Source organism: Kitasatospora misakiensis (assembly GCF_042656005.1).
GTDB classification, from domain to species: Bacteria; Actinomycetota; Actinomycetes; order Streptomycetales; family Streptomycetaceae; genus Kitasatospora; species Kitasatospora misakiensis.
The window spans coordinates 263060-289947 of record NZ_JBHSOF010000002.1; the positions used below are offsets into that span (position 1 = coordinate 263060).

The following is a 26888-nucleotide window of genomic DNA, read 5'->3' on the forward strand; positions in this document are numbered from 1 at the left end:
CGGAGCGGTGATGGTCAGAGCTGGCTGACCCAGTACGGCTCGACGGTCATCCAGCCGTTGCCGCGGGCGCCGTTGAGGCGGCCGCTGCTGGTGCGGGCGAGGGTGTACCAGGACTCCACGTAGTCCGGGTCGTCGGTCCACCAGGAGGTGGGCAGTGCCGCGAGGACGGCGTTGACCAGCGGGATGTAGGCGCCCTGGTCGGCGATGGTGAGCAGGACGGCGGCGACGGCCTGGGCGAGGGCCAGGTAGTTGGTGTCGCCGTCGTCCTCCATCAGCACGACGTCGGCCAGGTTGTACTTGTAGTTCGACCAGTTCACCAGGATCTGGTTCGGGTAGTACACCGTGCCGTCGTACTGGAGGTACGGCATGGCGACCGAGTCGACCCGGACCTTGCCGTCCAGGCCGAAGCCGGAGACCAGGCTGAACATCTCCGCGGCGCCCTTGAACCAGGGCTCCTCGTCGTCGTTCACCTGGACGGAGGTGAGCTTCGTGCCCCACCAGCCGGCGGCGGCCTGGGCGGCATCCGAGGCGGCGGCCGGGGCGATCCCCTGGGCGGCCAACTCCCGCTGGAGCAGGGCGATCCCGGCGGTCAGGGCCTTGGCCGTGTCGATGTCGACCAGGTAGACCGGGCGGGTGGGCAGGGTGCCGGCGTCGAGGCCGCGGGCCCGGCCGGCGGTGTCGTAGGCGCGGACGGTGCGGGCGTGCTCGTCGGTGCCGGCGGTCGCCACCAGCGGCGCCGTGCCCGCGTCCAGGGCCGCCCGCATCGACGGGTCGGCGAGTTGGACGCGCAGCAGCGGGCCGAGGTCGGCGCCGAGGCCCTTGGCGGCGGCGATGCCGCGGTCCGCGCGCGCGGTGGCGTCGGCGAGTCCGCGGGCGGCGGAGCCGGGCAGGCCGGCGTCCCGCCGGGCGAGTTCGGCGCCGTCGGCCAGGGTGGCGGTCGCGGCGCGCAGCCGCTCGCGCAGGGCCGGGTCGGCGAGCGAGGCGGCCAGCGTACGGGCGACCTCGTCCTCGATCGCCGTCACCTTGGAGACGGCGGCAGGGGCGGAGGCGGGAGTGGGGGTCGGGGCCGGGGCGGCCAGGGCCTGGCCGGCGCCGAGGGCGAGCAGGGGCAGAGCCGCGAACGCGACGGCGGCGCGCCGCAGGCGGGACTGGGACATACGGGATCTCCAGACTCGTCGGGTGAGGCGTCGGAGCATCGGAGCGGGTGGAGCGAGTGGAACGGGGTGGTGCGGCGCCCACGATCAAGGACGGCGGCGCCATGACAAGTGAAGTGCCTGTCCGACGCCGGATCAACCCCTGTCTCCCCACTCCGGTTCACCCGCCGCCGGAGAAGCTCCCGCCGGAGTTGGCCGAGCCCGAGCCGCCGTAGGCCCAGCCGCCGGAGGGGGTCCGGGGCTTGCGGCGGACGCGGCGTTCGGTGCGGTGGCGGACGAGGCCGCCGGCCGGGCCGAACAGGTCCTCCAGTGAACGCCGGAGCGCGTCGACGTCGGTACCCTTCGGCGCGCGGTGCGAGCGGCCGTCGGCGCCGGTCAGGGTCACCACCGTGATGTCGACGGTGTGGACGGCCGGCGCGGGGTCGCCCTCGTAGGGCTCCTCCACGGTCTCGTCCAGTTGGATGTGCCGCAGGTCGGAGATCGGGGCCCAGGCGTCGGCGCGGGCGCCGCGGACGAACCGCAGTTCGGTCGGAGCCTGGGCCGGGGCGAACTGCACCCGGCGGACCGACTCCAGTTCGGCGACCGCGGCGAACGGCCACAGGACCAGCACGGCGGACGCCCACAGCACCGCGCCCACGGTCACCGTGCCCACGAAGGTGGCGCCGACGATCACCGCGACCTCCACCAGCAGCAGGCCGGCGGGGAGGAAGGCCACGCCCATGGCGAGCAGGACGCCGAGGGTGCGCAGCACCAGGAGCGCGGCGGCGGGCCAGGAGCCCCCACCGGGCTCGAAGACCAGGTCGACGGTGGTGCCGTCACGGCCGCGGCGGATCAGCTCATCGGCAGGCATACCTGCCAGGGTAGGACCGCTCCCCCGCGCAGAGAAGACCCCGGGCACCGCCTCGACGAAGCGCTGCCCGAGGCCTGTTGACGGCGCGTCAGTGCGCGGCGGCCTCCCAGTCGGGGCCGACGCCGACCGAGACGTCCAGCGGGGCGCGCAGCGGGTAGGCGCCGGCCATCTGCTCGCGGACGATCGCCTCGACCGGCTCTCGCTCGCCCGGGGCCAGCTCCAGCACGATTTCGTCGTGCACCTGGAGCAGCATCCGGGACGCCAGCCCCGCCGAGCGCAGCGCCTCGTCCACCCGCAGCATGGCGATCTTGACGATGTCGGCGGCCGAGCCCTGGATCGGGGCGTTGAGCGCCATCCGCTCGGCCATCTCGCGGCGCTGGCGGTTGTCGCTGTTGAGGTCCGGCAGGTAGCGGCGGCGGCCGAGCAGGGTCTCGGTGTAGCCGGTGGCGCGCGCCTCCTCGACCACCCGGTGCAGGTAGTCGCGCACGCCGCCGAACCGCTCGAAGTAGGTGTCCATCAGGCCCTGCGCCTCGGCGGGCTTGATGCCCAGCTGCTGGGAGAGCCCGTAGGCGGAGAGCCCGTAGGCGAGGCCGTAGGACATCGCCTTGATCTTCCGGCGCATCTCGGCGTCGACGGCGGCGCCCGGGACCTCGAAGACCTGGGAGGCGACGGTGGTGTGGAGGTCCTCGCCGGTGGCGAAGGCCTCGATCAGCGCCGCGTCCTCGGAGAGGTGGGCCATGATCCGCAGCTCGATCTGCGAGTAGTCGGCGGTGAGCAGCGACTCGTAGCCCTCGCCGACGACGAAGGCGCGGCGGATCATCCGGCCCTCCTCGGTGCGGACCGGGATGTTCTGCAGGTTCGGGTCCTGCGAGGAGAGCCGGCCGGTGGCGGCGACCATCTGGTTGAAGGTGGTGTGGATCCGCCCGGCCGGGGAGACGGTCTTGAGCAGGCCCTCGACGGTGGTGCGCAGCTTGGCCTGGTCGCGGTGGCGCAGCAGGATGACCGGCAGTTCGTTGTCGGTCTGGCTGGCGAGCCAGGTGAGCGCGTCGGCGTCGGTGGTGTACCCGGTCTTGATCTTCTTGGTCTTGGGCAGCGCCAGCTCGCCGAAGAGGATCTCCTGGAGCTGCTTGGGCGAGCCGAGGTTGAACTCGCGGCCGGCCGCGGCGTGCGCCTCCTCGACCACCCGCTGGATCTCGGCGGCGAACTGCGCCTCCAGTCCGGTGAGCCAGGCGCCGTCGGCGGCGATGCCGGTGCGCTCCATGCGGGCGAGCAGGGCGGCGATCGGCAGCTCCATGTCGCGCAGCAGCTCGGTGGCGCCGACCTCGGCGAGGCGGGTGTCGAAGAGCGCGGCGAGGTCGAGGACGGCGCGGGCCTGGAGCATCAGCGCCTGCGCGCCGGCCGTCGGGTCCTCCTCCGGGGCGTCGAAGGCGAGCTGGCCGGACTCGGCGGCCGGGGCCGGGGCGAGCGAGCGGGCCAGGTACTCCTCGGCGAGCACGTCGAGGGTGAAGGTGCGGCGGCCGGGCTTCTCCAGGTAGGCGGCGAGGGCGGTGTCGGCGACGACCCCCTCGACGGTCCAGCCGCGCTCGGCGAAGGCCCGCATGACCTGCTTGGCGATGTGCAGGGCCTTGGGGGCGGCCGGGTCGGCCAGCCAGGCGGCGAAGGCGCGCTCGTCCTCCTCGGCGAGCAGCGCCGGGTCGAACCAGGCGGCGGACTCCCCGGCGGCGAGCGCCACCTCGGTGACCTCGCCGCTGCCGAGCGCCCACCGGTAGACGGCGGCCAGCGCGACCGGGGCCTTGTCCGTCGCGTGCTGCCGCAGCCAGCCGGCGAGGGTGCCGGGGTCGGTGAGGAGCTCGCCGTCGACCTCGACGCCGGGGGCGAGTTCGGCGGCCTCGGGCTCGGTGGCGGCGGCCGGGTCGATGCCGTAGACCCGGTCGCGGAAGTTGGCGTTGCGGAACTCCAGCGACTCCATGAGCGCGCCGACGGCCGGCTTGTCGAACGGCGCGCGGGTCAGCTCGGCGACGCCGAGCGGGAGTTCGACGTCGCGGACCAGCTCGGTGAGCACCCGGTTGCGCTTGACCGAGTCGAGGTGCTCGCGGAGCTTCTCGCCGATCTTGCCCTTGACCTCGTCGGCGCGGGCGACCAGCTCGTCGAAGGAGCCGAACTGGTTGACCCACTTGGCGGCGGTCTTCTCGCCGACCCCGGGGATGCCGGGCAGGTTGTCGGACGGGTCGCCGCGCAGGGCCGCGAGGTCCGGGTACTGGCGGGGGGTGACGCCGTACTTCTCGGCGACCTTCTCCGGGGTGTAGCGGGTGAGCTCGGAGACGCCCTTGGTGGGGTAGAGCACGGTGACGTGCTCGGTGACCAGCTGGAGCGAGTCGCGGTCGCCGGTGACGATGTCGACGTCGTAGCCGGCCGCCTCGGCGGCGGTGGCCAGGGTGGCGATGATGTCGTCGGCCTCGAAGCCCTCGGCGGTCAGCCGCGGCACGTTCATCGCGTCCAGCAGCTCGCCGATCAGGCCGACCTGGCTGCGGAACTCGTCCGGGGTCTTGGCCCGGTTGGCCTTGTAGTCGGGGAACTCGACCGAGCGGAAGGTCTGGCGGGAGAGGTCGAAGGCGACCGCGAGGTGGGTGGGCGCCTCGTCCCGGACGGTGTTGGCGAGCATCGAGGCGAAGCCGTACACCGCGTTGGTGGGCTGGCCGGTGGAGGTGTTGAAGTTCTCCACGGGCAGCGCGTAGAACGCCCGGTAGGCCATGGAGTGCCCGTCGAGCAGCATCAGGCGGGGCCGCGATCCGGCTCCGGCGGCACCCGCCGCGCCCTTGTCCGTACTCTGCGTAGCCACGTCAACGTCCGTTCCTGCCGATTCCACTACCGGCCACCGATCCTAGGGCCCACCACCGACAAAAGGGGCACGCCAGGGGTGGCGGCCCCTCGGGTGCGCTCACGCCGGGGACGGGCGCCCCTCGGGTGCGCTCGCGCCCCGGGTGCCACACCCGTTTCCCCCGGCCACCGCCTCTACCGCCGAGTAGGACGGTCGTACGATCACAGGCAGCACGACGACGCGACCCCCGAGCGGCAGGAGCTCCCCCATGACCGACCCGGCCCCCGACGCCGACCCGGCCACCGCCACCGCCAGCGGCACCGCCACCGACGCCGGCACCGCCCCCGGCGACGGCCGGCACCCCGCCGGCGGCCCCGGCGTCCCGCCCCGGCTGGACGTCCCGCAGGAGATGCTGGACCACTTCGCCAAGCTCGGCGTCGACCCGGCCACCTTCTCCGGCGGCCGGCTCGGCGACAAGCTGGGCATCCGGATCGTCGAGGCCTCGGGCGACCGGGTGGTCGGCACCATGCCGGTGGACGGCAACCAGCAGCCGTACGGGCTGCTGCACGGCGGCGCCTCGGCGGCGCTGGCCGAGACGCTCGGCTCGGTCGGCGCGATGCTGCACGCCGGCCCCGGCCGGTACGCGGTGGGCGTGGACCTCAACGCCACCCACCACCGCTCGGCGACCTCCGGCCTGGTCACGGGCGTGGCGACCGCGGTCTTCAAGGGCCGCACGGCCGCCACCTACGAGATCGCGATCACCGACGGCACCGGCAAGCGGGTCACCAGCTGCCGCCTCACCTGCATGCTGCGCGACCTCTGACCCGGTTCTCCATCAAATCCCTTGCCCGCCCTCTTGTTTGACCTTCAACTTCCATGGGAAGGCGTTGGTCCGGACAAGGGGGCGGTCTCGTCTCGGCCCAACCGCCTTGATGTCACCGTGCGTAACAAGCAGGAAATCCGCGCAGGCGAAGGCACCCGTGGGGCGAATCCACCCGAAACCTGCGCGACACCTCGCCGAACGTCCGATATTCGGATGCACACGCCCGATTCCAACGACCCGGACAGTTCCGTCCGGTAATCGGCGAGTTCAGGAGTCACCTGCTGTTCTACGCCTTACACAGGGCCAGTTGGTAAGGGAATCCCGGGGTGTGGCGCAACCGGCCGGGTCGAAACGACCACATGGTGAGACGACTCTCCGTGTGCTCATAACAAGAGAATCACAGGTCCGCCGCAACCCTGCCAGAGCCGCCGAACGGCATCTAGAGTCACGGCCAGTCACCGCGCCAGCGGACTGGGCCAGGCCCACCGCGTATCCAGGCTCCCGCCGTTCAGGCGCGGCGCCCTCCTGAACCGAAGGGGACCCCCCGTGCGTCATCGTTCAGCAGTTGTCGTGAGCATTGCCGTGATCGGCGCCCTCACCCTCACCGCCTGCGGCTCCCGCGACGACAAGAAGTCCGGGGACAGCGGTCAGGGCGGCGGCTCCACCACCGTCACCATCGGCATCTCCGTCCCGCTCACCGGCGACCTCTCCGCCCTCGGCCTCGGCATCCGCAACTCCGTCGAGCTCGCGACCAAGCAGGCCAACGAGAAGAACGAGGTGCCCGGCGTCAAGTTCCAGATCAAGGCCCTCGACGACACCGCCAAGCCCGCCCCCGGCCAGCAGAACGCCACCCAGCTGGTGGGCGACAAGGACGTCATCGGCGTCGTCGGCCCGCTCAACTCCAGCGTCGCCCAGTCGATGCAGCAGATCTTCAACGACGCCAACCTCGTCGAGATCTCGCCCGCCAACACCGGCGTCGCCCTCAGCCAGGGCGAGAAGTGGGCCAGCGGCACCAAGGCCCGCCCCTTCAAGACCTACTTCCGCACCGCCACCACGGACGCCGTCCAGGGCCCGTTCGCCGCGGACTTCCTGGCCAAGGACGCCAAGAAGAGCAAGGTCTTCCTCATCGACGACCAGAAGACCTACGGGGCCGGCCTCGCCGCCACCTTCAAGGGCCAGTTCATCAAGGACGGCGGCCAGATCGTGGGCGAGGAGCACGTCAACCCCGACGACCGCGACTTCGCCGCCGTCGTCACCAAGGTCAAGTCCTCCGGCGCCGAGGCCGTCTACTACGGCGGCGAGTACCCGGCGGCCGGCCCGCTCTCCCTCCAGCTCAAGGACGCCGGCGTCAACATCCCGCTGATGGGCGGCGACGGCATCCAGAGCGGCGACTTCATCAAGCTCAACCCCAAGAGCCAGGGCGACTACGCCACCGCCGTCGGCCTGCCCGTCGAGCAGCTGCCGACCGCCGCCAAGTTCATCGCCGACTACAAGACCGCCGGCTACAAGGACGCCTACGAGACCTACGGCGGCTACTCCTACGACAGCGCCTGGGCCATCATCGAGGGCGTCAAGGCCGTCGTCGCCGCCAACAACGGCAAGCTCCCCGACAGCCCCCGCGCCAAGGTCGTCGAGGCCGTCCAGAAGGTCTCCTTCGAAGGCGTGACCGGCAAGGTCTCCTTCGACGAGTTCGGCGACACCACCAACAAGCAGCTCACCGTCTACGCCGTCAAGGACGGCAAGTGGGCCGTGGAGAAGTCCGGCACCTTCACCGGCTGACCCTCGCCTGACCCAGGGTCAGGAACAGCACAGAACGTCGGAGTTACCGCGCGGGGGTGCCACGAGTGCCCCCGCGCGGACCCACATCCACCACCCACGCGGACAACCCCACACGCACAACGGAGGCCCAGCGGTGCACGACCTACCGCAGCAGCTGGCCAACGGCCTGATCCTCGGAGCCCTCTACGGCCTCGTCGCGATCGGCTACACGATGGTCTACGGCATCGTCCAGCTCATCAACTTCGCCCACGGCGAGATCGTCATGGTCGGCGGCTTCGGCGCCCTGACCGCCTACCTCGCCCTCCCCGGCGGCACCACCCTGTGGCTGGCCCTACCGCTGATGCTGATCGCCGGCATCCTGGTCTCCACCCTCACCGCCGTCGCCGCCGAGCGCTTCGCCTACCGGCCGCTGCGCTCCGCCCCCCGGCTCGCCCCGCTGATCACCGCGATCGGCCTGTCCATCGGCCTGCAGCAGCTGATCTTCGCCTTCTACCCGGACGCCAAGAAGGCCCGGGTCTTCCCGAAGATCCCCGGCGACCCCTTCGAGATCGGCTCCGTCGCGATCCAGCGCAGTGACGTCTTCCTGCTGATCGCCGCGCCGCTCTGCATGCTCGCCCTCGGCTACTTCGTCACCCGCACCCGCTCCGGCCGCGCCATGCAGGCGACCAGCCAGGACCCGGACACCGCGAAGCTGATGGGCATCGACACCGACCGGATCATCGTGATGGCCTTCGCCATCGGTGCCGCGTTCGCCGCCGTCGCCGCCGTCGCCTATGGCCTGCGCAGCGGCCAGGTCGACTTCCGGATGGGCTTCATCCTCGGCCTCAAGGCCTTCACCGCGGCCGTCCTCGGCGGCATCGGCAACATCTACGGCGCCATGCTCGGCGGCATCACCCTCGGCCTCGCCGAGGCCCTCGCCACCGGCTACATCCAGCACCTGCCCGGCATGCACCTCTTCGGAGGCGGCGCCTGGAAGGACGTCTGGGCCTTCGTACTCCTCATCGTCGTCCTGCTCGTCCGGCCCCAGGGGCTGCTGGGCGAGCGCGTCGCGGACAGGGCGTGAGCACCATGACCACCAGCAGCACCGAGACCACCCCGGTCATCGCCCTCCCCGGCCGCACCGCCGCGCTCCTCACCGGACTCGGCGCGGCCGCCACGGCCGGCTCCGCCCTGATGGCCTGGACCTGGACCTCCGAGTACCCGGGCGACCTGACCTACTACGGCTCCCCCGCCGGCCTCCAGTGGCTGGCGCTCACCGCCGGGCTGGTCACCCTCGTCCTGCTCCTCGCCAACCAGGGCGTCCCCGGCCTGCGCTGGGCCGCCCCGCGCCGCAGCAACAACGCCGTCGTACTGGCCGCCGTCGGCGGCCTCGCCGTCGCCTGGTTCTCGGTCATCTCGATCTCCACCGACCTCGGTGGCCTCGCCAATCTCGAGCCCGGCGGCTGGGTCCTCGCCGTCGGCTCCCTGCTCGCCCTCGCCGGCTCCCTCGGCCTGCCGCTCGACCGGCGCACCGCCGTCCCGCTGCGGATCCTCGACCGACGGCTCTTCCTGCTCGTCCCGATCGCCCCGGTGGTCTGGTTCGCCACCCACGCGATCCCCGAGGACAAGCCGGTCGCCCCCGTGCTGACCGCCCTCGCCGGCGGCCTCGCGATCGCCACCGGCGCCGTCCTGCTCGTCCAGCTCGGCCACCTCGCGAACAGCTGGCTGCGGCTCGGCACCGTCAACCGGCCGCTCCCCGCGCCGCGCGCCCTGCCCTCCTGGGTCGAGGTCGCGCTGATCGTGGTCGCCTTCGCGATCGGCCTGTTCGCCATCACCTTCGGCATCGACACCGAGTACGGCGAGCTCTTCACCGGCTACCTGCTGCTGGCCGCCTCGGTGGCCGCCGCGCTCGGCCGCTCCGGCCTGATCCCGCGGCTGCGCTCGCTGACCGTCAAGTACCAGACGGTCACCACCGGCGCCGCCTTCGCCGCCGCCGCCAGCTTCCCGTTCACCCAGACCAGCGACCAGTACACCTCGGTCGCCACCAACATCCTGATCTTCGCCACCGTCGCCCTCGGCCTGAACATCGTCGTCGGCCTGGCCGGCCTGCTCGACCTCGGCTACGTCGCCTTCCTCGGCGTCGGCGCCTACAGCGCCGCCCTGGTCTCCGGTTCCCCCGCCTCGCCGATCCACGTCCAGTTCCCGTTCTGGGGCGCGGTGCTGACCGGCGCCGTGGTCTCCATGGTCTTCGGCGTCGTCATCGGCGCCCCGACCCTGCGACTGCGCGGCGACTACCTCGCCATCGTCACCCTCGGCTTCGGCGAGATCTTCCGCATCACCATGCTCAACCTCAACGGCACCACCGGACCGAAGATCACCAACGGCTCCAACGGCATCCCCCGGATCCCCGACCTGGAGATCCTCGGCTGGAACCTCGGCAAGCCCACCACGATCTTCGGCTTCGAGCTCGGCCGGTTCTCCAACTACTACCTGCTGATGCTCCTCGTCACCGCCTTCGTCGTCCTGGTCTTCGCCCGGGTCGGCAACTCCCGGATCGGCCGCGCCTGGGTCGCCATCCGCGAGGACGAGACCGCCGCCGAGGCCATGGGCATCAACGGCTTCCGCCTCAAGCTCCTCGCCTTCGCCCTCGGCGCCTGCCTCGCCGGCCTCGCCGGCACCGTCCAGGCCCACGTCAGCTACACCGTCACCCCCGACCAGTACACCTTCGCCGAGGCCCTGCCGCCCAACTCCGCCTTCCTGCTCGCCGCCGTCATCCTCGGCGGCATGGGCACCATCAGCGGACCCCTGGCCGGCGCGACGCTGCTCTTCCTCATCCCGAAGAAGCTCGAATTCCTCGCCGACTACCAGCTGCTCGCCTTCGGCATCGCCCTCATCGTCCTCATGCGCGTGCGCCCCGAGGGCCTCATCCCCAACCGGCGCCGCCAGCTCGAGTTCCACGAGGCCGACATCCCGGCCCAGGCCACCGGCGACAGCGTCGCCCTCTCCAAGGCAGGGGCGTGACCCTCCACATGACCACCACCGACGCCCCCGCCCCCACCCCGGCTCCGGCACCCGCCCCGGCCGAGACCCTGCTCGACGTCTCCGGCGTGACCATGCGGTTCGGCGGCCTCACCGCCGTCAACAACGTGTCGCTCACCGTCGGCCGCGGCGAGATCATCGGTCTCATCGGCCCCAACGGCGCCGGCAAGACCACCTTCTTCAACTGCCTCACCGGCCTGTACGTCCCCACCGAGGGCACCGTCACCTACCAGGGCGCCGTCCTGCCGCCCAAGCCCCACCTGGTGACCCAGGCCGGCATCGCCCGCACCTTCCAGAACATCCGGCTCTTCGCCAACATGACCGTCCTGGAGAACGTCCAGGTCGGCCGGCACAGCCGGATGCACCAGGGCCTCTTCTCGGCCGTCCTGCGCGGCCCCGGCTACCGCCGCTCCGAGCAGGAGAGCCGCGACAAGGCCATGGAGCTCCTGGAGTTCACCGGCCTCGCCGGGAAGGCCGAGCACCTCGCCCGCAACCTCCCCTACGGTGAGCAGCGCAAGCTGGAGATCGCCCGCGCCCTCGCCTCCGACCCCGGCCTGCTGCTCCTCGACGAGCCCACCGCCGGCATGAACCCGCAGGAGACCCGCGCCGCCGAGGAACTCGTCTTCGCCATCCGCGACCGGGGCGTCTCCGTCCTCGTCATCGAGCACGACATGCGCTTCATCTTCAACCTCTGCGACCGCACCGCCGTGCTCGTCCAGGGCCAGAAGATCGTCGAGGGCGACCGCGAGACGGTCCAGAACGACGAACGCGTCATCACCGCCTACCTCGGCGCCCCGCTCGAAGGCACCGCCCCCGTTACGGAGACCGACCAGTGACCGCACTCCTCGAAGTCCAGGACCTCCGCGTCTCCTACGGCAAGATCGAAGCCGTCAAGGGCATCAGCTTCACCGTCAACCAGGGCGAGGTCACCACCCTGATCGGCACCAACGGCGCCGGCAAGACCACCACCCTGCGCACCCTGTCCGGCCTGCTCAAGCCCACCGCCGGCACCATCACCTTCGACGGCCGGCCGCTGGCCGCCGTCCCCGCCCACAAGATCGTCGCCCTGGGCCTGGCCCACTCCCCCGAGGGCCGGCACATCTTCCCGCGCATGACCATCGAGGAGAACCTCCTCCTCGGTGCCTTCCTGCGCAACGACGCCGACGGCATCACCAAGGACGTCGAACGGGCCTACGGCCTCTTCCCCATCCTCGGCGAACGCCGCAAGCAGGCCGCCGGCACCCTGTCCGGCGGTGAGCAGCAGATGCTCGCCATGGGACGCGCCCTGATGTCCCGTCCCAAGCTGCTGATGCTCGACGAGCCCTCGATGGGCCTCTCGCCGCTGATGATGCAGAAGATCATGGCGACCATCATCGAGCTCAAGGCCGACGGGACGACCATCCTGCTGGTCGAGCAGAACGCCCAGGCGGCGCTCTCGCTCTCCGACCGCGGCTACGTCATGGAGACCGGCAGCATCGTCCTCCAGGGCACCGGCGCCGACCTCCTGCACGACGAGTCGGTCCGCAAGGCCTACCTCGGCGAGGACTGACCCGCACCGACCCGCTCCACGACGAAGGGCCCGGCACTCAGGTGCCGGGCCCTTCGTCTCGCTGCTGCTACTCCGCGGGGTCCGCGGCCTCGTCGGCCTTCTTGCGGTCCTGCGCGGCGCCCTCCTCGATGACGGCCTCGGCCACCGCCGCCATCGTCATCCGGCGGTCCATCGAGGTCTTCTGGATCCACCGGAAGGCGGCCGGCTCGTTCAGGCCGAACTTGGTCTGGAGCACGCTCTTCGCGCGGTCCACCAGCTTCCGGGTCTCCAGCCGCTGGGTGAGATCCGCGATCTCCTCCTCCAGCGTCCGCATCTCCGTGTACCGGGACACCGCCATCTCGATCGCGGGCACCAGGTCGCTCTTGGAGAACGGCTTGACGATGTACGCCATCGCCCCGGCGTCCCGGGCCCGGTCCACCAGCTCGCGCTGCGAGAACGCCGTCAGCATCAGGACGGGCGCCAGGTGCTGCTCGTGGATCCGCTCGGCCGCGGACAGCCCGTCCAGCACCGGCATCTTCACGTCCAGGATCGCCAGATCCGGCTTCAACTCCTCCACCAGCCGGACCGCCGTGGCCCCGTCCCCGGCCTCGCCGACAACGGTGTACCCCTCCTCCTCCAGCATCTCCTTCAGATCGAGGCGGATCAACGCCTCGTCCTCGGCGATCACAATGCGGGTGATCTGGGGCGAATCGGTCTCAAGCGGCGATGCCTGCTCGTCGGCGGTGCTCACGGGGCTCCTCGTTCCGGCGGGGTACTGCATGCACGAGGGTACCCAGACACGGTATGTTTGAGTTCAAGCAGGGTCGGGGGCAACCTTCGAATCTGTGGATGCCCCGGTAGCCCAGCGGTAGAGGCAATGGTCTCAAACACCATCTAGCGTGGGTTCGAATCCCACCCGGGGTACTTTTCCTTCCATTCCAAAATCCCTCAGGAATCCTGAGGGTGGCGATCTCCCTATCCCACGCGCTGACGGCGGCGCGGCCCCCCGTCGAGGAGGGGCCGCGCCGCCGTCGGCGTGCGGGTCAGTTGTCCAGGGTGCCCACGTGGTGGACGCGGACGAGGTTGGTGGAGCCCGCGAGGCCGGGCGGGGAGCCGGCGGTGATGACGACGATGTCGCCCTTCTGGCAGCGGCCGAGGGAGAGGAGGGCCGCGTCGACCTGTTCGACCATCTCGTCGGTGGTGGGCGCGAACGGGCCGAGGAAGGTCTCCACGCCCCAGGTGAGGGCGAGTTGGCTCCGGACGGCCGGTTCGTAGGTGAAGGCGAGCACCGGGATCGGCGAGCGGTAGCGGGTCAGCCGGCGGGCGGTGTCGCCGGACTGGGTGAAGGCGATCAGGTACTTGGCGTGCAGGAAGTCGCCGATCTCGGCCGCCGCGCGGGCCACCGCGCCGCCCTGGGTGCGGGGCTTGTTGCTCGGGGTGAGGGCGGGCAGGCCGTCGGCCAGGACGTCCTGCTCGGCGGCCTCGATGATCCGGCCCATGGTCCGGACCGTCTCGGACGGGTACTTGCCGACCGAGGTCTCGCCGGAGAGCATCACGGCGTCGGTGCCGTCGAGGACGGCGTTGGCGACGTCGGAGGCCTCGGCGCGGGTGGGCCGCGAGGAGTTGATCATCGAGTCGAGCATCTGGGTGGCGACGATGACCGGCTTGGCGTTGCGCCGGGCGAGCTTGACGGCCCGCTTCTGGACCATCGGCACCTGCTCCAGCGGCATCTCCACGCCCAGGTCGCCGCGGGCCACCATGATGCCGTCGAAGCGGTCGACGATGGAGTCGAGGTTCTCCACCGCCTGCGGCTTCTCGATCTTGGCGATGACCGGGACGCGGCGCCCCTCCTCGTCCATCACCCGGTGGACGTCCTCGACGTCCCGGCCGCTGCGGACGAAGGAGAGCGCGACGAGGTCGGCTCCGGTCCGCAGGGCCCAGCGCAGGTCGGCGACGTCCTTGTCGCTGAGCGCGGGCACCGAGACGGCGATCCCGGGGAGGTTGAGGCCCTTGTGGTCGGAGACCAGGCCGCCCTCGACGACGAGGCAGCGGACCCGGGGCCCGTCCACCTCGACGACCTCCAGGGTGACCCGTCCGTCGTCGACGAGGATCCGCTCGCCGGCGGTGACGTCCCCGGCGAGGCCGGCGTAGGTGGTGCCGCAGCCGTTCTGGTCCCCCGCGACGCCCTTGTCGGTGGAGATGGTGAACTCGTCGCCGCGTTCGAGAAGTACGGGCCCCTCGGCGAAGGTGCCGAGGCGGATCTTCGGGCCTTGAAGGTCGGCGAGCACGCCGATGCTGCGGCCGCTCTCGTCCGCGGCCTTGCGGACCCGGCGGTAGCGCTCCTCGTGCTCGATGTGGGAGCCGTGGCTCAGATTGAATCGGGCGATGTCCATCCCGGCGTCGACCAGGGACTTGATCTGGTCGTAGGTGTCGGTGGCGGGCCCGAGGGTACAGACGATTTTTGCTCGGCGCATAGTGCTGAGCGTAGGCATTACCGGCGCGTAACTTCGACGTTGCTCCGGACAACGGGATGGCCGTTGCCATAAGGAGAGTTGAACACTCTGACACAACGTCGGACCGGCGTGCGAGAGGTCCCCGGAAGCCCTGCCGCACTCGATCCCCGATGCGATTCCGTGAAGGCCTGTTCACCCCCGGTTCACCGGAACTTACGCCCCCGCTCCCGGCCCGGCGGGACGCTCGTCACCCGGGTGGGGCCGAGATCGGCAGACGAGGGGGAAGCGTCCGGCATGAAGCGCGTGATCGGGGTGCTGACGGCACTACTGGTGCTCGGGGGCCTGGCGTTCGCGGTCCTGAACAGATCGAAGGACGACCCGAAGGCGGACCAGGGCAAGACCGTGACCGTGACCGGCATGGTCGGCTCGGAGAAGGGGGCGTTCTTCGACGACCAGCGCGTCAAGGAGGCGCTGAAGGCCCGGGGGCTCGTGGTGAACACGCAGAGCGCCGGCTCCTGGCAGATGAGTGAACTCAAGGACGACAAGCTGGACTTCGTCTTCCCGGCGAGCCAGCAGCCCGCCGAGGCGATCAAGGCCAAGCACAGCCTGAAGAGCACGCCGACCCGGCCGTTCTACTCGCCGCTGGTGATCGTCGCGCACAAGTCGACCGTCGACGTGCTCAAGGAGAACAACCTGGCGAGCCAGGACCAGAACAAGGTCTGGACCTTCGCCATGGACGCCTTCCTCAAGGGGATCGACGCCAACCAGACCTGGCAGCAGCTCCCGAGGCCGCCGGAGAAGCCCGGTGACCTCTCCGGGTCGATCTTCCTGACCACCACCAACCCGGAGACCTCCTCCTCGGGCGCCCTGTACGTCGCCATGGTGTCGTTCCTGCTGAACAACCGGCAGGTGGTCACGGACACCGGCGCGGTGCCGACGATCGGCGGCACGCTGCGCTCGGCGGTCACCAAGCAGGGGGTCATGAAGAACTCCACCGAGGAGCCGTTCATGGACTTCGTGTCCGGCAACGGCCGCCCGCTGGTGCTGGCGTACGAGTCCCAGGCGCTCGAACTGGTGCTGAAGCAGAAGGCGCCGGCGGACATGGTGATGCTCTACCCGGACACCACCGTGCTGTCCGACCACACCATCGTCGGGCTCTCCGACAACGGCCAGAAGCTCGCCGACGCGCTGGCCGACGACCCGAAGCTGCGCGAGCTGGAGATCCAGTACGGCTTCCGGCCGTCGGGCGCCGCCGGCGCGGACGCGTTCGCCGCCCAGCTGCGGAAGCTGCCGCAGGGCACGGCGGAGCCGCTGTTCGCCTTCGCCCCCGACCTGGGCGCGGCGAAGGTGGCCCAGGCCACGGTGCCGACGCCGGAGGTCATGACGAGCCTGATCGACGCCACCAAGAAGCAGTGACGGGGGACACGGTGACAGGAGCAGAGGCGATGCGCAGGAGCGGTGTGCGAGGTCTGGCGGCCGGGCTGGCGCTGCTGGTGGCGACGGTGACGGCGTGCACGTCCTCGCCGTCCGCGCCGCCGAAGCCCGGGCCGAGCGACCCGCCGGCCACCAACGCGCAGCCGGGGGTGCTGCGGGTGCTCGCGGGCAGCGAGCTCCAGGACATGGCACCGGTGCTGGAGGAGGCCCAGAAGGCCACCGGGGTGACGGTGCAGTTCGCCTGGACCGGTTCGCTGGACGGCGCGGACGCGGTGTCCTCGGGCAAGGCGGACGGCAAGTACGACGCGATCTGGTTCCCGTCCAACCAGTACCTGCACCTGGACGGGGGGAGCAAGGCGAAGCTGCTGTCCGAGACGCCGGTCATGACCTCGCCGGTGGCCTTCGGCATCCGCTCCTCGGTGCTGGCCGACCTGGCCTGGGGCGACGGCTCCAAGGTGACCTGGGGCAATCTGGCGGAGGCGGCGGCGGGCGGCAAGCTGGCCTACGGCATGGCGGACCCGTCCCGGTCGAACTCGGGCTTCTCGGCGCTGGTGGCGGTGGCCTCGGCGTTCTCGGGGGCGAGTTCGGCGCTGACGGAGGCGGACGTGCAGAAGGCGACGCCGCAGCTGAAGCAGTTCTTCACCGGCCAGAAGCTGACCTCCGGTTCGTCCGGCTGGCTGGCCCAGGCGTACGGCCGGGCCGAGCGGGGCTCGGTCGGGGCGCTGGTGAACTACGAGTCGGTGCTGCTGTCGATGAACCGGACGCTGGCCCCCGACCAGCAGCTCACCGTGGTCCGTCCGACCGACGGCGTGATCTCCGCCAACTACCCGCTGACGCTGCTGAGCTCCTCGCAGGAGCGGGAGCGGGAGGCGTTCCAGCGGCTCACCTCCTACCTGCTGAAGGAGGACGTGCAGAAGCGGATCTCGGAGCTGACGCTGCGCCGTCCGGTCACGCCGGGGGCCGGCCCGGCGGCCGGGCTGCCGACGGACCGGCGGCACGAGCTGCCGTTCCCGGGCACCCGGGAGGTGGCGGACGGGCTGCTGTCCGCGTACCAGAACGAACTGCGGCGGCCCTCGCGCACGGTGTACGTGCTGGACACCTCGGGGTCGATGGCCGGGCAGCGGCTGGCCTCGCTGAAGTCGGCGATGGGCCGGTTGACGGGCGCGGACGACCCCCGGGGGGTGCGCCGGTTCCGGGAGCGCGAGGAGGTCACGCTGGTCTCCTTCGCCTCCAAGGTGAAGTCGACGAAGACCCACTCGGTGCCGAAGGGCGCGGGGGCGCAGCAGGAGCTGGCGTCGATCGACGGGGACGTCCAGGCGCTGTCGGCGGACGGCGGGACGGCGGTGTACTCCTCGTTGCAGGAGGCGTACCGGGTGATCGAGCGGCAGCAGTCGGCGGCCGGGGACGACCGGTTCACCTCGATCGTGCTGATGACGGACGGGGAGAGCAACGAGGGGGCGACGGACAAGGACTTCCGGACCTTCTACGGGGGGCTGTCGCCGGAGCGGAAGGCGGTGCCGGTGTTCCCGATCCTGTTCGGTGACGCGGCGAAGGGGCAGTTGCAGGGGATCGCGGACCTGACCGGCGGGAAGCTGTTCGACGGGACGGGGTCGCTGGACGGGGCGTTCGAGGAGATCCGTGGCTACCAGTAGCGGTGGCGAGGGCGGGGGCGCCGCTGGTGGGCGGGGCGGCCGGTTCTGGGCGTACCTGACCTCCACCAAGCACTACGTGGCGGGCGGGGCGGCGGTGGCCGGGGCGGGGGCGGCGGTCGGGCTGCGGAGCCCGGTGGCGCTCTCGGCGCTGCTGGTGGCGGGGCCGTACGTCGCGACGGTGGCGCTCTGGCCGCGGGGGCCGGTGGGCCCGCCGGATCCGCCCCGGGTGGATCCGGGGGCGGGGGCGGCCCCGGCGGCGGCCCCGCCCGCCGTGGCGCGACCGCCGCGCCTGTGGCCGCAGTTGGAGGAGTTGGCCGCGTTCGTCGGTTCGGCGCCGCTGCCGCCGTCGGCGAACGTGCCGGGGCTGCTGGAGCGGTTGCGCAGCGCCGGGCCGGGGCCGACCACCGAGCCGATCGTCCGCCGTCGGCTGCCGCTGGCGGTGGACGGCTATCTGCGGGCGCTGACGTGGCAGCCGTGGGTGGTGGACGGCGCCGACCCGGTGGCCGAACTGGCCCGGGCGGTGGACGAGATGACGGCCCTGGTCCCGGCCGCCTGACCCGTTCTGAACACCTCTCCCGACGCCGCCGGTCAGGCCTCCAGCGCGCCGGAGAGTTCGAGCCGGCGCCGCACGCCCAGCTTGCGGAAGCTGTTGGTGAGATGGGTCTCCACCGTCCGCACCGCCAGGTGCAGCATGGCGGCGATCTCGGCGTTGGAGTGCCCCGCGGCGGCGAGCCGGCAGATCCGCAGCTCGCTGTCGGTGAGCGCCTCCGCGCCGGCGTGGTCGCCGCGGCCGATGCGCGCGCCGGAGGCCCGCAGCGCCTCCAGCGCGGCGGCCCGCTGCCGGACGGCGCGGAGGCGTTCGGCGCGACCGGCGGCCTCGCGCAGGGAACGGCGGGCGGCGCCGCGCCGGCCGCCGTCGGCGAGCAGTCGGCCGTAGGTGATGAGGGCGGGGATGAGTTCGGTGTCGACCTCGGCGGTGCGCAGCAGCAGGACGGCCTCGGCGGCGAGGTCGAGGCCGTGGCGGGGGCCGGGGGCGGCGGCGAGGGCGCGCAGGGCGCGGCCGACGGTGCGCGGGGTGCCCCAGGTCCGGGCGAGGCGGAGTTCCTCCTCGGCGAGGGCGACGGCGGGGCCGGGTTCGCCGAGTTGGAGGTGGCATTCGGCGGCGATGGAGCGCCAGGGGGTGACGATGGGGCTGTGGACCTGGCGTTCGCCCTGGCGGCGTCCGCATTCCAGGAGGTCGGCGAGGGCTTCGGCGGGTTCGCCGGAGGCGAGTCGGAGCAGGCCGCGGGCGTAGAGGAACTCGTTCCACTCCCAGGAGCCCTGGGCGCGGTCGGCGGCGACGACGCGGGCGAGGCCGTGGGCCTGCCAGAGCCGGCCGGTCTCGACGAGGGCGATCACGGCCTGGGCGACGAGGTGGGCGTTCTGCTGGCCGAGGAGTTCGGCGTAGCGGCCGGGGCCGGTCTCGTCGGGGCCGGTCTCGTCGGGGGCGGTCTCGTCGGGGGCGGGGCGGGGGTCGGGGGCGGCGGCGTTCCACCAGGAGCGGTCGGTGGCGGCATCGGGGGTGGCATCGGGGGTGCCGGGGGTGGGCGGCCCGGGCGGGCCCCAGGGCGTGGTCCGCAGGAGCGCGGGAGTGGCGGTGGAGCCGGCGGCGGTGAGGCCGTAGTCGTCGAGCAGGGCCTGGTACTCGCCGCGCATGATCCTGGTCTCGGCGCGGACGCTGAGCAGGCACTGGTAGCCGGGGTCGAGCGGGCCGCCGCGGTAGCCGGCGAGGCCGCGGACGACGAGGTCGTCGGCCTGGTCGAGGAGGTCGCACCACTGGGCGAGGGTGGCGAGGGAGACCAGCAGGTAGGAGCGGCAGAGCGGATCGACGGGCGCGTCCCGGAGCTCGTCGACGCGTTCGGCGACCTCGGTGGCGGCGAGCAGGCCGCTGGTGGCGTCGAACTCGGTGAGCAGGGCGTAGGCGGGCGGCGCGAGGCGGTGCGGGGTGCGGGCGGCGAGGCGTTGGACGCCTTCGACGACCTGGAGCCAGCTGCGGCCGTCGTGGGCGGCGATCTGGGCGGTGGCGGCCTGGACGGCGTGGAGGACGTCCTCCTGGTCGGCGAAGCGGTGCGCGAGCTCGTCCATGAGTTCGAGGGCGGCGGCGGTGTCGCCGCGGGTGGCGAGGACGGCGCCGAGGGTGCCGGCGGCGCGGAAGACGCCTTCGTCGGTCTGCTGGAGGTGGACGGCCTCGGCGAGGTGGCGCAGGCCGATGGTGCGTTCGGCGGGGCCGAGGGTGACTTCGAGGCTGCCGAGTTCGGTGAGCAGCAGTCCGCGCCGGCGGTCGGTGAGGGGTTCGGCGAGGACGCGGCGCAGCAGGGCGACGGCGTCGGCGGGGTGGTCGGTCTCGGCGGCGTTGCGGGCGGCGCGGCGCAGGGTGTCGACGGCCCAGTGCGGGGTGGGGGCGGGGGTGAGCAGGAGGTGGCCGGCGACGAGTTCGTCGGGGGCGCCGGTGTGGTGGAGGTGTTCGGCGGCGGCGAGGTGGACGTCGGCGCGGTGGCCGGGGGCGTGGCCGGTGAGGACGGCGTCGGCGAGCAGGGGGTGGGCGAAGCGGGGCCAGCTGCCGGCGTCGGGGGTGTCGAGATGGTGGTGGGCGGTGAGTTCGGCGAGCCAGCCGGTGAGCCGGCCGGGGTCGGCGGCGGAGAGGTGGGCGAGCAGGGGGACGGGGTCGAGCGGCGGGGTGCCGGGGGCGGGGAGGGCGTCGGCGGCGGGGTGTTCGCGCATTCGGGCGAGGACGCGGGCGGCGGTGACGGCCCGCTCGCCGGCGCCGTGCAGCCAGGTCTCGACGGCTTCGGCGAAGGCGCCGCCGGGCAGGGCGCCGCAGCTCTCGGGGAGAAATCCGGGGAGGGGGGACGCGCCAGGGAGGGCAGCGGAGCCCGCCGGGCCGGCCGCCGTGAGGTCGGCGAGCAGGGCCGTGAGCAGCAGCGGGTTGCCGCCGGTGGCGCGGGCGCAGTCGGCGGCGAGTCCGGGGGGCGTGCCGGGCCCGAGGCGCCGCTCGGCGAGGCGGCCCGCTGCCTCGGCGGCTAGCGGGGCGAGCCGCAGGGTGGTGGCGAGTTCGGGCGGCAGGTCGCGGGCGAAGCGGTCGGTCCGGCCGGCGAGGGTGGCCTGTCGGCGTTCGGTGGCGATCAGCAGGGCGGGCAGCCGGTCGATCCGGCGGGCGACCTGGCGCAGCCAGCGGCGGGAGGGTTCGTCGGCGAGGTGGATGTCGTCGATCGCGAGCAGCAGCGGGTGGTGGGTGCCGTGCAGGCGGAGCAGGGACCAGAGGGTGGCCTCGGCGGTGTCGGGCGCGTCGCCGTCCGTCGGGGTGCCGGCCGGGGTGCCGGGCGCGGGCTCGGGCGGGGCGCCCCAGGGGGTGCGGCCGTAGGGGACGGCGGGGGTGGGGCCGGTGTCGAAGAGCTGGCGGGCGGCCGCGTAGGGGGTGCCGCTCTCCTCGGCGGAGCAGCGGGCGCGCAGCACGGTGGTTCCGTCGGCGGCGGCGCGGCGGGCGGCTTCGGCGAGCAGCGCGGTGCGGCCGGTGCCGATGGCGCCGGTGAGCAGCAGGACGTGGCCGGCGCCGTGGCGGGCGGCGGCGGCCCGGTCGGCTATCAGGCTCAGCTGCGGTTCGCGGTCCACCAGGTGGGTGGACGTGGCGGTGCTCATCCGTGTTCTCCCTTCCTGCCCTTTCCGGGCGTTCGTCGGTGTCCGAACGGGCAGTGTCTGCCGTTGTACCGGCTGAACGGCTTGACGTCCTAACCACGCGTTACCGGTGAGGTCCGGTTTCCGCACCGTGAACCGGGGGCGCCGATCGGACGGGTGCGGGCGCCCGATCTGGCGGTGTCGCGGTGTCCCGCACGGCGTTCCCGCCGGCCTCCCCCGCATCCCTGACCACCTGGGGGGCCGGTTGCGTTGCCTCCGCCGATCGGCGGAGGCCGTCCGGCGGGCCCGATCTCGTGGTGGACCACGATGGCCGGGAGGCTGCCCCGGCGGGAAGCATGGTGGCTGTTTCCGGGGCACGGGCAGCGCTCCCGGAACGCCGTCGAAACGGTCGGCCTTCCCGGTTGGGGCGCCACGCCCTGACGTTCGGGGTCCGCCGGGTGGCCGGGCCGGCTTCTCAGAAGGGGGCCAGAATTTGACTGTTCTGCACACGGAGTACGACCGCCGGGGCACGGCGGTGCGGGCATCGGCGTCCGCCACGCGTACCGCTGCGCCGCAGCGTCCGACGGCAGCCCGTCCGGTCGCCGCGAGCGCCCACACGGTCGGTGCCGCCGCGACGGCCGCCCACTCCCAGGTCTCCGCCGCCGTGCGCGGCACGGCGGGTTCGGCCCGGCCCGCCGCCTCGGCGGCGGCCCGCAGCTCGACGGTGCCGGTCGCCGTCCAGGCCGCCGATCCGCTCTCCCGGGCGGGGGCGGAGGCGCAGTTGCGCCGCTTCCCCGGGGTGGCGGTGGTGGATCCGAGCGGTACGGCCACGCCGGGCGCGGTCACCGTGCTGGTGGCCGAGTCCGCCGACGCCGCGGCGACGGCGGCGCTGCGCCGGCTGGTGCGCGGGGCCGGGCAGCGGGTGGTGCTGGTGGTCGAGCGGTTGCGCGAGACCGAGCTGATGGAGGCCGTCGAGTGCGGGGTGGCGGCCATCCTGTGGCGCCGCGAGGCGACGCCGGAGCGGCTGGGCCGGGCGGTGCTGGCCGCGGCCCGGGGCGACGGCGACCTGCCGGCGGACCTCCAGGGGCGGCTGATCGCCCAGGTGGGCCGGTTGCAGCGGTCCGTGCAGGGCATGCCGGGGCAGGCGCCGACGGGTCTGTCGGAGCGTGAGTCGGACGTGCTGCGGCTGGTCGCCGAGGGCTGGGACACCGGGGAGATCGCGGCCCGGCTGTCGTACTCCGAGCGGACCGTGAAGAACGTGCTGCACGGGCTGACGACCCGTCTGCAGTTGCGCAACCGGGCCCACGCGGTGGCCCACGCGGTGCGCGAGGGCTACATCTAGACGAGTCGCCACATCGGGACGGGTCGCTGCATCGGGACGAGTCGCCACATCTGGACGGGTCCTCACGAATCGCGACAACACGGGCGGGCGGGTACAGCACCCGTCCGCCCGTGTCACGAACGAGTCGCCAAGATCTCACCTGTTGGAAATGTCGGGGGGCTATCCGCCGGCGGTGCCCGCACGGCAGACTTCTACGCGCGTACCTCTACGCGCGTCACCGAGCCTGTGCGCCGCCGCCTTGGGCGATGCGGTCCTCGTTGACGGTCCGTTTGCCGCCGTCCCCACCGGGAGAGTCGTCCATGCCCCTGAACCGCCGTGACTTCGTCACCCGGTCCGCCGCCACCGCCGCCGGCGCCGCCCTCGTGAGCGGTGCCGGCCTCGCCGCCGCCACTCCCGCGGCGGCGGCCGGACCGGACGAGGCCCGCGCCAAGGGCCGGAGCAAGCGTCAGGCCTTCACGGTCATGGGCACCACCGACCTGCACGGCCGGGTGCTCAACTGGGACTACTTCACCGACGCGGTCTACGCCGACAAGGCGCACAACGAGGTCGGCCTCGCCAAGATCTCCACGCTCGCCAAGCAGGTCCGCGAGGAGAAGGGCTGGGACCGCTGTCTGCTCATCGACGCCGGTGACACCATCCAGGGCACCCAGCTGACCTACTACTACGCCCGGGTCGAGCCGATCGCCACCGAGGCCGACACCGCGCCCGAGCACCCGATGGCGCTCGCCATGAACACCATGGAGTACACCGCCGCCGCGCTCGGCAACCACGAGTTCAACTACGGCATCGACACCCTGCGCGCCTACGAGGAGCAGCTGGACTTCCCGCTGCTCGGCGCCAACGCGCTGAACGCCCGCAACGACAAGCCGGCCTTCCCCCCGTACGTGATCCGCAAGCTGAAGCTCGGCAACGGCCCGGTCCTCAAGGTCGGCATCGTCGGCCTGACCAACCCCGGCATCGCGATCTGGGACAAGGCCAACGTCGCCGGGAAGATGACCTTCCCGGGCATCGTCGAGACCGCGAAGGTCTGGGTGCCCAAGGTGAAGGCCGCCGGCGCGGACGTCGTCGTGGTCGCCTGCCACTCCGGCATGGACGAGGCCACCTCCTACGGGGACCAGCTGCCGTGGGCGGAGAACTGCTCCGTCGCGCTGGCCGAGCAGGTCCCGGGCATCGACGCCGTCCTGGTCGGCCACGCGCACAAGGAGATCCCGCAGCGCCTGGTCGTCAACAAGGAGACCGGGAAGACCGTCGTGCTCTCCGAGCCGCTCTGCTGGGGCCAGCGGCTGACCTGCTTCGACTTCGAGGTCGAGCTCGACAAGGGCGCCTGGAAGGTCGTCTCGCTCGCCGCCCGGGTGCTGAACTCCAACACCGTCCCGGAGGACCCGGAGATCGTCGACCTGATGACCGACCAGCACAAGAAGGTCGTCGCCTACGTCAACCAGGTCATCGGCACCGCCAAGATCGAGCTGTCGATCGCCGAGGCGCCGTTCAAGGACACCCCGATCATCGACCTCATCGGCCGGGTCCAGGCCGACGTGGTGCGCGCCGCGCTGGCCGGCGGCCAGTACGGCAAGCTGCCGGTGCTCGCCCAGGCCGCGCCGTTCAACCGCTCCGCCCGGATCCCGGCCGGCCAGGTCAAGCTGCGCGACGCGGCCGGCCTGTACATCTACGAGAACACCCTGGAGGCCCGGATCCTGACGGGCGCCCAGATCAAGGACTACCTGGAGTACTCGGCGAAGTACTACAACCAGCTCGCCCCGGGCGCCCCGGTCGACAAGGCCACCCTGACCAACGCCCAGAACACGCCGGACTACAACTACGACTCGGTGTACGGCGTTTCGTACGACATCGACGTCGCCCAGCCGGCCGGCTCGCGGATCGTCAACCTCAGCTTCGAGGGCCGCCCGATCGACCCGAACGCCCAGTTCGTCCTCGCGGTGAACAACTACCGCGCCAACGGCGGCGGCAACTTCCCGCACGTCGCGGCCGCCCAGAAGGTGTGGGCCAACTCCGACGAGATCCGCAACGCGATGATCTCCTGGGTGAAGGCGAAGGGCACCATCGACCCGGCCGACTTCGCCGCCGAGTCCTGGCGCCTGGTCCGCGCGGGCCAGCCGGTCTTCTGACCGCACCGCACCACACCACACGCACCACACCCATCGGCACCCCGGGCGCACCCGCGCCCGGCACCGACCGGAACAGCCCCGGGGCCCGCACCCCGGGGCTGTTCCCCTTGGCGGGGCGGCGCCGTCAGGACCGGCCGACGCCCTCGGCCGACGCCCTCGGCGGACGGGCCCTTCCGCCGAGGCGGTCGGGTGGCGAGACGCTGGGACATCTTCCCGAGACAGCAGGATATTCAGCCGCGCGCCGGGGCTCCCTACCGTTGATCACGTCACCGAGAGAGCCACCTTCCGAGAAGGAGCAGTCCCATGCGCGCAGTCGTCCAGAAGACCCTTGGCGGCCCCGAGGTGCTGGAGGTCGTCGAGACCGAGCGGCCCGCCCCGCGCGGCGGCGAGGTGCTCGTCCGCGTCCACGCCAGCGGCGTCAACCCGGTGGACGTGGCGGTCCGTTCGGGCGCCTACCCGCTGCTCGGCGAGCCGCCGTTCGGTGTCGGCTGGGACATCTCCGGCGTCGTCGAGGTGGCTGGCCCCGGCGCCCGTTTCAAGGCCGGCGACGAGGTGTTCGGCCTGCCGTTCTTCCCCCGCGCCGCCACCGGCTACGCCGACTACGTCGCGGTGCCGTCCCGTCAGGTGGCCCGCAAGCCCGCCTCCTTGGACCACGTGCAGGCCGCCGCGCTGCCGCTGGCCGCGCTGACCGCCTGGCAGGGCCTGGTGGACGCGGCGGGCCTGTCCGAGGGCCAGCGAGTGCTGATCCACCGGGCGGCCGGCGGCGTCGGCCACCTCGCCGTGCAGATCGCCAAGGCCCGTGGCGCGTACGTGATCGCCCTGGCGAGCGAGCCGAAGCACGAGTTCGTGCGCGGCCTGGGCGCCGACGAGGTGATCGACTACCGCACCGAGGGCTTCCTGGCGCAGGTCGGCCAGGTGGACGTTGTGCTCGACTCCTCCTCGCAGGGCACCGCCTCGCTGGAGGTGCTGCGCGAGGGCGGCGTGCTGGTCTCGATCATGGAGCACTGGAACACCGCGCTGGCCGCCGAGGTCGAGGCCGCCGGGCGGCGGTTCGCCGGGGTCTCGGTGGAGCCGGACTACGCCTCGCTGGAGGCGATCGCCGCCCTGGTCGACGAGGGCCGGATCCGGCCGCACATCGCCGAGACCTTCCCGCTGGAGGAGGCCGGCAAGGCCCACGAGCTGATCGCCACCGGCCGCACCCAGGGCAAGATCGTCCTCACCGTCGCCTGACTCACCATCGCCTGACGCACCGTCGCCTGAGCCGTAGATTGCTCGGGGACACGACCACAGCGACCGGGGGAGGCCACGTGGACATCCTGACCGAGGCACTGAGCTCGATGCGGACCGGGCAGCCCGCCTCCGTCCGCACCGAGGGACGGGCCCCGTGGGGGCTGCGGCTGCCCCCGGTCGCCGGCGCCGGGTTCCACGTGGTGCTCTACGGCACCTGCTGGCTGGTGCCGCTGGAGGACGACGCGGCCGAGCCGATCGCGCTCAGCCCGGGGGACGTGGTCTTCCTCCGGGACGGCCGCGGCCACGTCCTCGCCGACCGGCCGGAGACCCCGGCCTTCCCCGAGCAGCCCTCGCAGTTCCGGCCGAGCCTGCCGATCGGCACCGTCAGCCTCGGCGGGGACGGGCCGCGCACCAGCCTGCTGTGCGGCAACTACCACCTCGACCAGGCGCGCCCGCACCCGCTGGTGCGGCAGCTGCCGGAAATCGTCCACCTGCAGACCCGGCACGGGCGCCACCCCGAGCTGAGCGCGGCCGTCCAACTCCTCGGCGCCGAGCTGGAGAACCCGCGGATCGGCTCGGCCGGCATCGTGCCGGCGCTGATCGACTCGCTGCTGCTGTACATCCTGCGGGCGTGGTTCGAGGAGCAGCCGCCCGCCACCGCGGCCGGCTGGGCGGCGGCGCTCGGCGACGCGGCGGTGGCCCCGGCGCTCACCGCGATCCACGAGGCGCCGTCGGCGTCCTGGACGGTGGAGTCGCTGGCCGCCCGGGCCGGGCTCTCCCGGGCGGCGTTCGCCCGGCGCTTCACCGCCCTGGTCGGCGAGCCGCCGATGGCGTACCTGACCCGCTGGCGGATGACCACGGCGGCCCGGCTGCTGCGCGAGTCGGAGGCGCCGCTGACCACCGTGGCCGCGCGGACCGGGTACGGCTCGGAGTACGCCTTCGCCAAGGCCTTCAAGCGGGAGTTCGGCCTGGCGCCGGGCGGCTACCGCCGCGAGTCCCGGGCCGCCTGAACCCGCCCACCCCGCGCGAC

19 protein-coding genes and 1 tRNA gene are annotated in these 26888 nt (G+C 72.6%); 14 read left to right on the forward strand and 6 right to left on the reverse strand.

Going from position 1 to position 26888, the window contains the following annotated elements:
• Nucleotides 1-14 precede the first annotated feature (14 nt).
• The 3 genes from ACFP3U_RS03085 to polA form a co-directional block, all read right to left on the reverse strand.
• A complete protein-coding gene (locus ACFP3U_RS03085; RefSeq protein WP_380223553.1) occupies nucleotides 15-1157 on the reverse strand; it encodes a DUF3103 family protein in 1143 nt (380 codons plus the stop codon).
• A 157-nt stretch (nucleotides 1158-1314) separates the two neighbouring features.
• Nucleotides 1315-2004, reverse strand: a complete 690-nt coding sequence (locus ACFP3U_RS03090; protein ID WP_380223554.1) for a hypothetical protein — start codon at nucleotides 2002-2004, stop codon at nucleotides 1315-1317.
• 88 nt (nucleotides 2005-2092) lie between these two features.
• On the reverse strand, nucleotides 2093-4777 hold the full coding sequence (gene polA / locus ACFP3U_RS03095) for a DNA polymerase I (RefSeq protein WP_380223712.1): 2685 nt from the start codon (nucleotides 4775-4777) through the stop codon (nucleotides 2093-2095).
• Nucleotides 4778-5231: 454 nt separating this feature from the next.
• Between polA and ACFP3U_RS03100 the strand changes: the two genes are divergently transcribed.
• The 6 genes from ACFP3U_RS03100 (at nucleotide 5232) to ACFP3U_RS03125 (ending at nucleotide 11991) form a co-directional block, all read left to right on the forward strand.
• Nucleotides 5232-5645: a PaaI family thioesterase gene (locus ACFP3U_RS03100; protein ID WP_380223713.1), complete on the forward strand. Its 414-nt coding sequence runs from the start codon at nucleotides 5232-5234 to the stop codon at nucleotides 5643-5645.
• 546 nt (nucleotides 5646-6191) lie between these two features.
• Nucleotides 6192-7424, forward strand: a complete 1233-nt coding sequence (locus ACFP3U_RS03105; RefSeq protein ID WP_380223555.1) for a branched-chain amino acid ABC transporter substrate-binding protein — start codon at nucleotides 6192-6194, stop codon at nucleotides 7422-7424.
• Nucleotides 7425-7557: 133 nt separating this feature from the next.
• A complete protein-coding gene (locus ACFP3U_RS03110; protein ID WP_380223557.1) occupies nucleotides 7558-8487 on the forward strand; it encodes a branched-chain amino acid ABC transporter permease in 930 nt (309 codons plus the stop codon).
• Nucleotides 8488-8492: 5 nt separating this feature from the next.
• Nucleotides 8493-10424 (forward strand): branched-chain amino acid ABC transporter permease, encoded by a 1932-nt coding sequence (locus ACFP3U_RS03115; RefSeq protein ID WP_380223714.1) that lies wholly within the window; start codon nucleotides 8493-8495, stop codon nucleotides 10422-10424.
• Between the two features lie 8 nt (nucleotides 10425-10432).
• The gene (locus ACFP3U_RS03120) at nucleotides 10433-11278 is read left to right on the forward strand and encodes an ABC transporter ATP-binding protein (RefSeq protein ID WP_380223559.1); all 846 of its coding nucleotides are present in this window, start codon (nucleotides 10433-10435) and stop codon (nucleotides 11276-11278) included.
• The gene (locus ACFP3U_RS03125) at nucleotides 11275-11991 is read left to right on the forward strand and encodes an ABC transporter ATP-binding protein (RefSeq protein WP_380223561.1); all 717 of its coding nucleotides are present in this window, start codon (nucleotides 11275-11277) and stop codon (nucleotides 11989-11991) included. Before ACFP3U_RS03120 ends, ACFP3U_RS03125 begins: the two co-directional genes overlap by 4 nt.
• A 67-nt stretch (nucleotides 11992-12058) precedes the next feature.
• Here the strand turns inward: ACFP3U_RS03125 and ACFP3U_RS03130 are convergent, their stop codons facing one another.
• Nucleotides 12059-12721: an ANTAR domain-containing response regulator gene (locus ACFP3U_RS03130; RefSeq protein WP_380223562.1), complete on the reverse strand. Its 663-nt coding sequence runs from the start codon at nucleotides 12719-12721 to the stop codon at nucleotides 12059-12061.
• A gap of 100 nt (nucleotides 12722-12821) precedes the next feature.
• On the opposite strand from ACFP3U_RS03130, the gene ACFP3U_RS03135 reads away from it, so the two are divergent.
• A tRNA-Leu gene (locus ACFP3U_RS03135) sits at nucleotides 12822-12894 on the forward strand.
• Nucleotides 12895-13013: 119 nt separating this feature from the next.
• On the opposite strand, the gene pyk is transcribed toward ACFP3U_RS03135, so the two are convergent.
• Nucleotides 13014-14444 (reverse strand): pyruvate kinase, encoded by a 1431-nt coding sequence (gene pyk, locus ACFP3U_RS03140; protein ID WP_380223563.1) that lies wholly within the window; start codon nucleotides 14442-14444, stop codon nucleotides 13014-13016.
• A 273-nt stretch (nucleotides 14445-14717) separates the two neighbouring features.
• On the opposite strand from pyk, the gene ACFP3U_RS03145 reads away from it, so the two are divergent.
• From ACFP3U_RS03145 to ACFP3U_RS03155, 3 genes are read left to right on the forward strand one after another with little or no spacing between them, the layout of a single operon-like run.
• On the forward strand, nucleotides 14718-15839 hold the full coding sequence (locus ACFP3U_RS03145; protein ID WP_380223565.1) for a substrate-binding domain-containing protein: 1122 nt from the start codon (nucleotides 14718-14720) through the stop codon (nucleotides 15837-15839).
• A gap of 29 nt (nucleotides 15840-15868) precedes the next feature.
• Nucleotides 15869-17509 (forward strand): extracellular solute-binding protein, encoded by a 1641-nt coding sequence (locus tag ACFP3U_RS03150; protein ID WP_380223566.1) that lies wholly within the window; start codon nucleotides 15869-15871, stop codon nucleotides 17507-17509.
• Entirely contained in the window at nucleotides 17496-18065 is a 570-nt protein-coding gene (locus ACFP3U_RS03155) for a hypothetical protein (protein ID WP_380223568.1), read from the forward strand. Before ACFP3U_RS03150 ends, ACFP3U_RS03155 begins: the two co-directional genes overlap by 14 nt.
• A 32-nt stretch (nucleotides 18066-18097) precedes the next feature.
• Here ACFP3U_RS03155 and ACFP3U_RS03160 read toward each other — a convergent pair whose 3' ends face one another.
• A complete protein-coding gene (locus ACFP3U_RS03160) occupies nucleotides 18098-21184 on the reverse strand; it encodes a helix-turn-helix transcriptional regulator (RefSeq protein ID WP_380223570.1) in 3087 nt (1028 codons plus the stop codon).
• Between the two features lie 640 nt (nucleotides 21185-21824).
• On the opposite strand from ACFP3U_RS03160, the gene ACFP3U_RS03165 reads away from it, so the two are divergent.
• The 4 genes from ACFP3U_RS03165 (at nucleotide 21825) to ACFP3U_RS03180 (ending at nucleotide 26868) form a co-directional block, all read left to right on the forward strand.
• On the forward strand, nucleotides 21825-22502 hold the full coding sequence (locus ACFP3U_RS03165; protein ID WP_380223715.1) for a helix-turn-helix transcriptional regulator: 678 nt from the start codon (nucleotides 21825-21827) through the stop codon (nucleotides 22500-22502).
• A 299-nt stretch (nucleotides 22503-22801) separates the two neighbouring features.
• Nucleotides 22802-24628, forward strand: coding sequence for a bifunctional metallophosphatase/5'-nucleotidase (locus tag ACFP3U_RS03170; RefSeq protein WP_380223571.1), 1827 nt, complete (start codon nucleotides 22802-22804; stop codon nucleotides 24626-24628).
• Nucleotides 24629-24931: 303 nt separating this feature from the next.
• Nucleotides 24932-25858 (forward strand): NADP-dependent oxidoreductase, encoded by a 927-nt coding sequence (locus ACFP3U_RS03175; RefSeq protein ID WP_380223572.1) that lies wholly within the window; start codon nucleotides 24932-24934, stop codon nucleotides 25856-25858.
• Between the two features lie 77 nt (nucleotides 25859-25935).
• Nucleotides 25936-26868 carry an AraC family transcriptional regulator gene (locus ACFP3U_RS03180; protein ID WP_380223573.1) on the forward strand — a complete coding sequence of 311 codons (933 nt, stop codon included), beginning with the start codon at nucleotides 25936-25938 and terminating at the stop codon, nucleotides 26866-26868.
• Nucleotides 26869-26888: the final 20 nt, after the last annotated feature.

Coding starts and splice junctions, on each gene's coding strand:
- ACFP3U_RS03085 (WP_380223553.1), bottom strand. CDS start 1,157: ATGTCCCAGTCCCGCCTGCGGCGCGCCGCCGTCGCGTTCGCGGCTCTG.
- ACFP3U_RS03090 (WP_380223554.1), bottom strand. CDS start 2,004: ATGCCTGCCGATGAGCTGATCCGCCGCGGCCGTGACGGCACCACCGTC.
- polA (WP_380223712.1), bottom strand. CDS start 4,777: ATGCTGCTCGACGGGCACTCCATGGCCTACCGGGCGTTCTACGCGCTG.
- ACFP3U_RS03100 (WP_380223713.1), top strand. CDS start 5,232: ATGCTGGACCACTTCGCCAAGCTCGGCGTCGACCCGGCCACCTTCTCC.
- ACFP3U_RS03115 (WP_380223714.1), top strand. CDS start 8,493: ATGACCACCAGCAGCACCGAGACCACCCCGGTCATCGCCCTCCCCGGC.
- ACFP3U_RS03120 (WP_380223559.1), top strand. CDS start 10,433: ATGACCACCACCGACGCCCCCGCCCCCACCCCGGCTCCGGCACCCGCC.
- pyk (WP_380223563.1), bottom strand. CDS start 14,444: ATGCGCCGAGCAAAAATCGTCTGTACCCTCGGGCCCGCCACCGACACC.
- ACFP3U_RS03145 (WP_380223565.1), top strand. CDS start 14,718: ATGAAGCGCGTGATCGGGGTGCTGACGGCACTACTGGTGCTCGGGGGC.
- ACFP3U_RS03150 (WP_380223566.1), top strand. CDS start 15,869: ATGCGCAGGAGCGGTGTGCGAGGTCTGGCGGCCGGGCTGGCGCTGCTG.
- ACFP3U_RS03160 (WP_380223570.1), bottom strand. CDS start 21,184: ATGAGCACCGCCACGTCCACCCACCTGGTGGACCGCGAACCGCAGCTG.
- ACFP3U_RS03170 (WP_380223571.1), top strand. CDS start 22,802: ATGCCCCTGAACCGCCGTGACTTCGTCACCCGGTCCGCCGCCACCGCC.
- ACFP3U_RS03175 (WP_380223572.1), top strand. CDS start 24,932: ATGCGCGCAGTCGTCCAGAAGACCCTTGGCGGCCCCGAGGTGCTGGAG.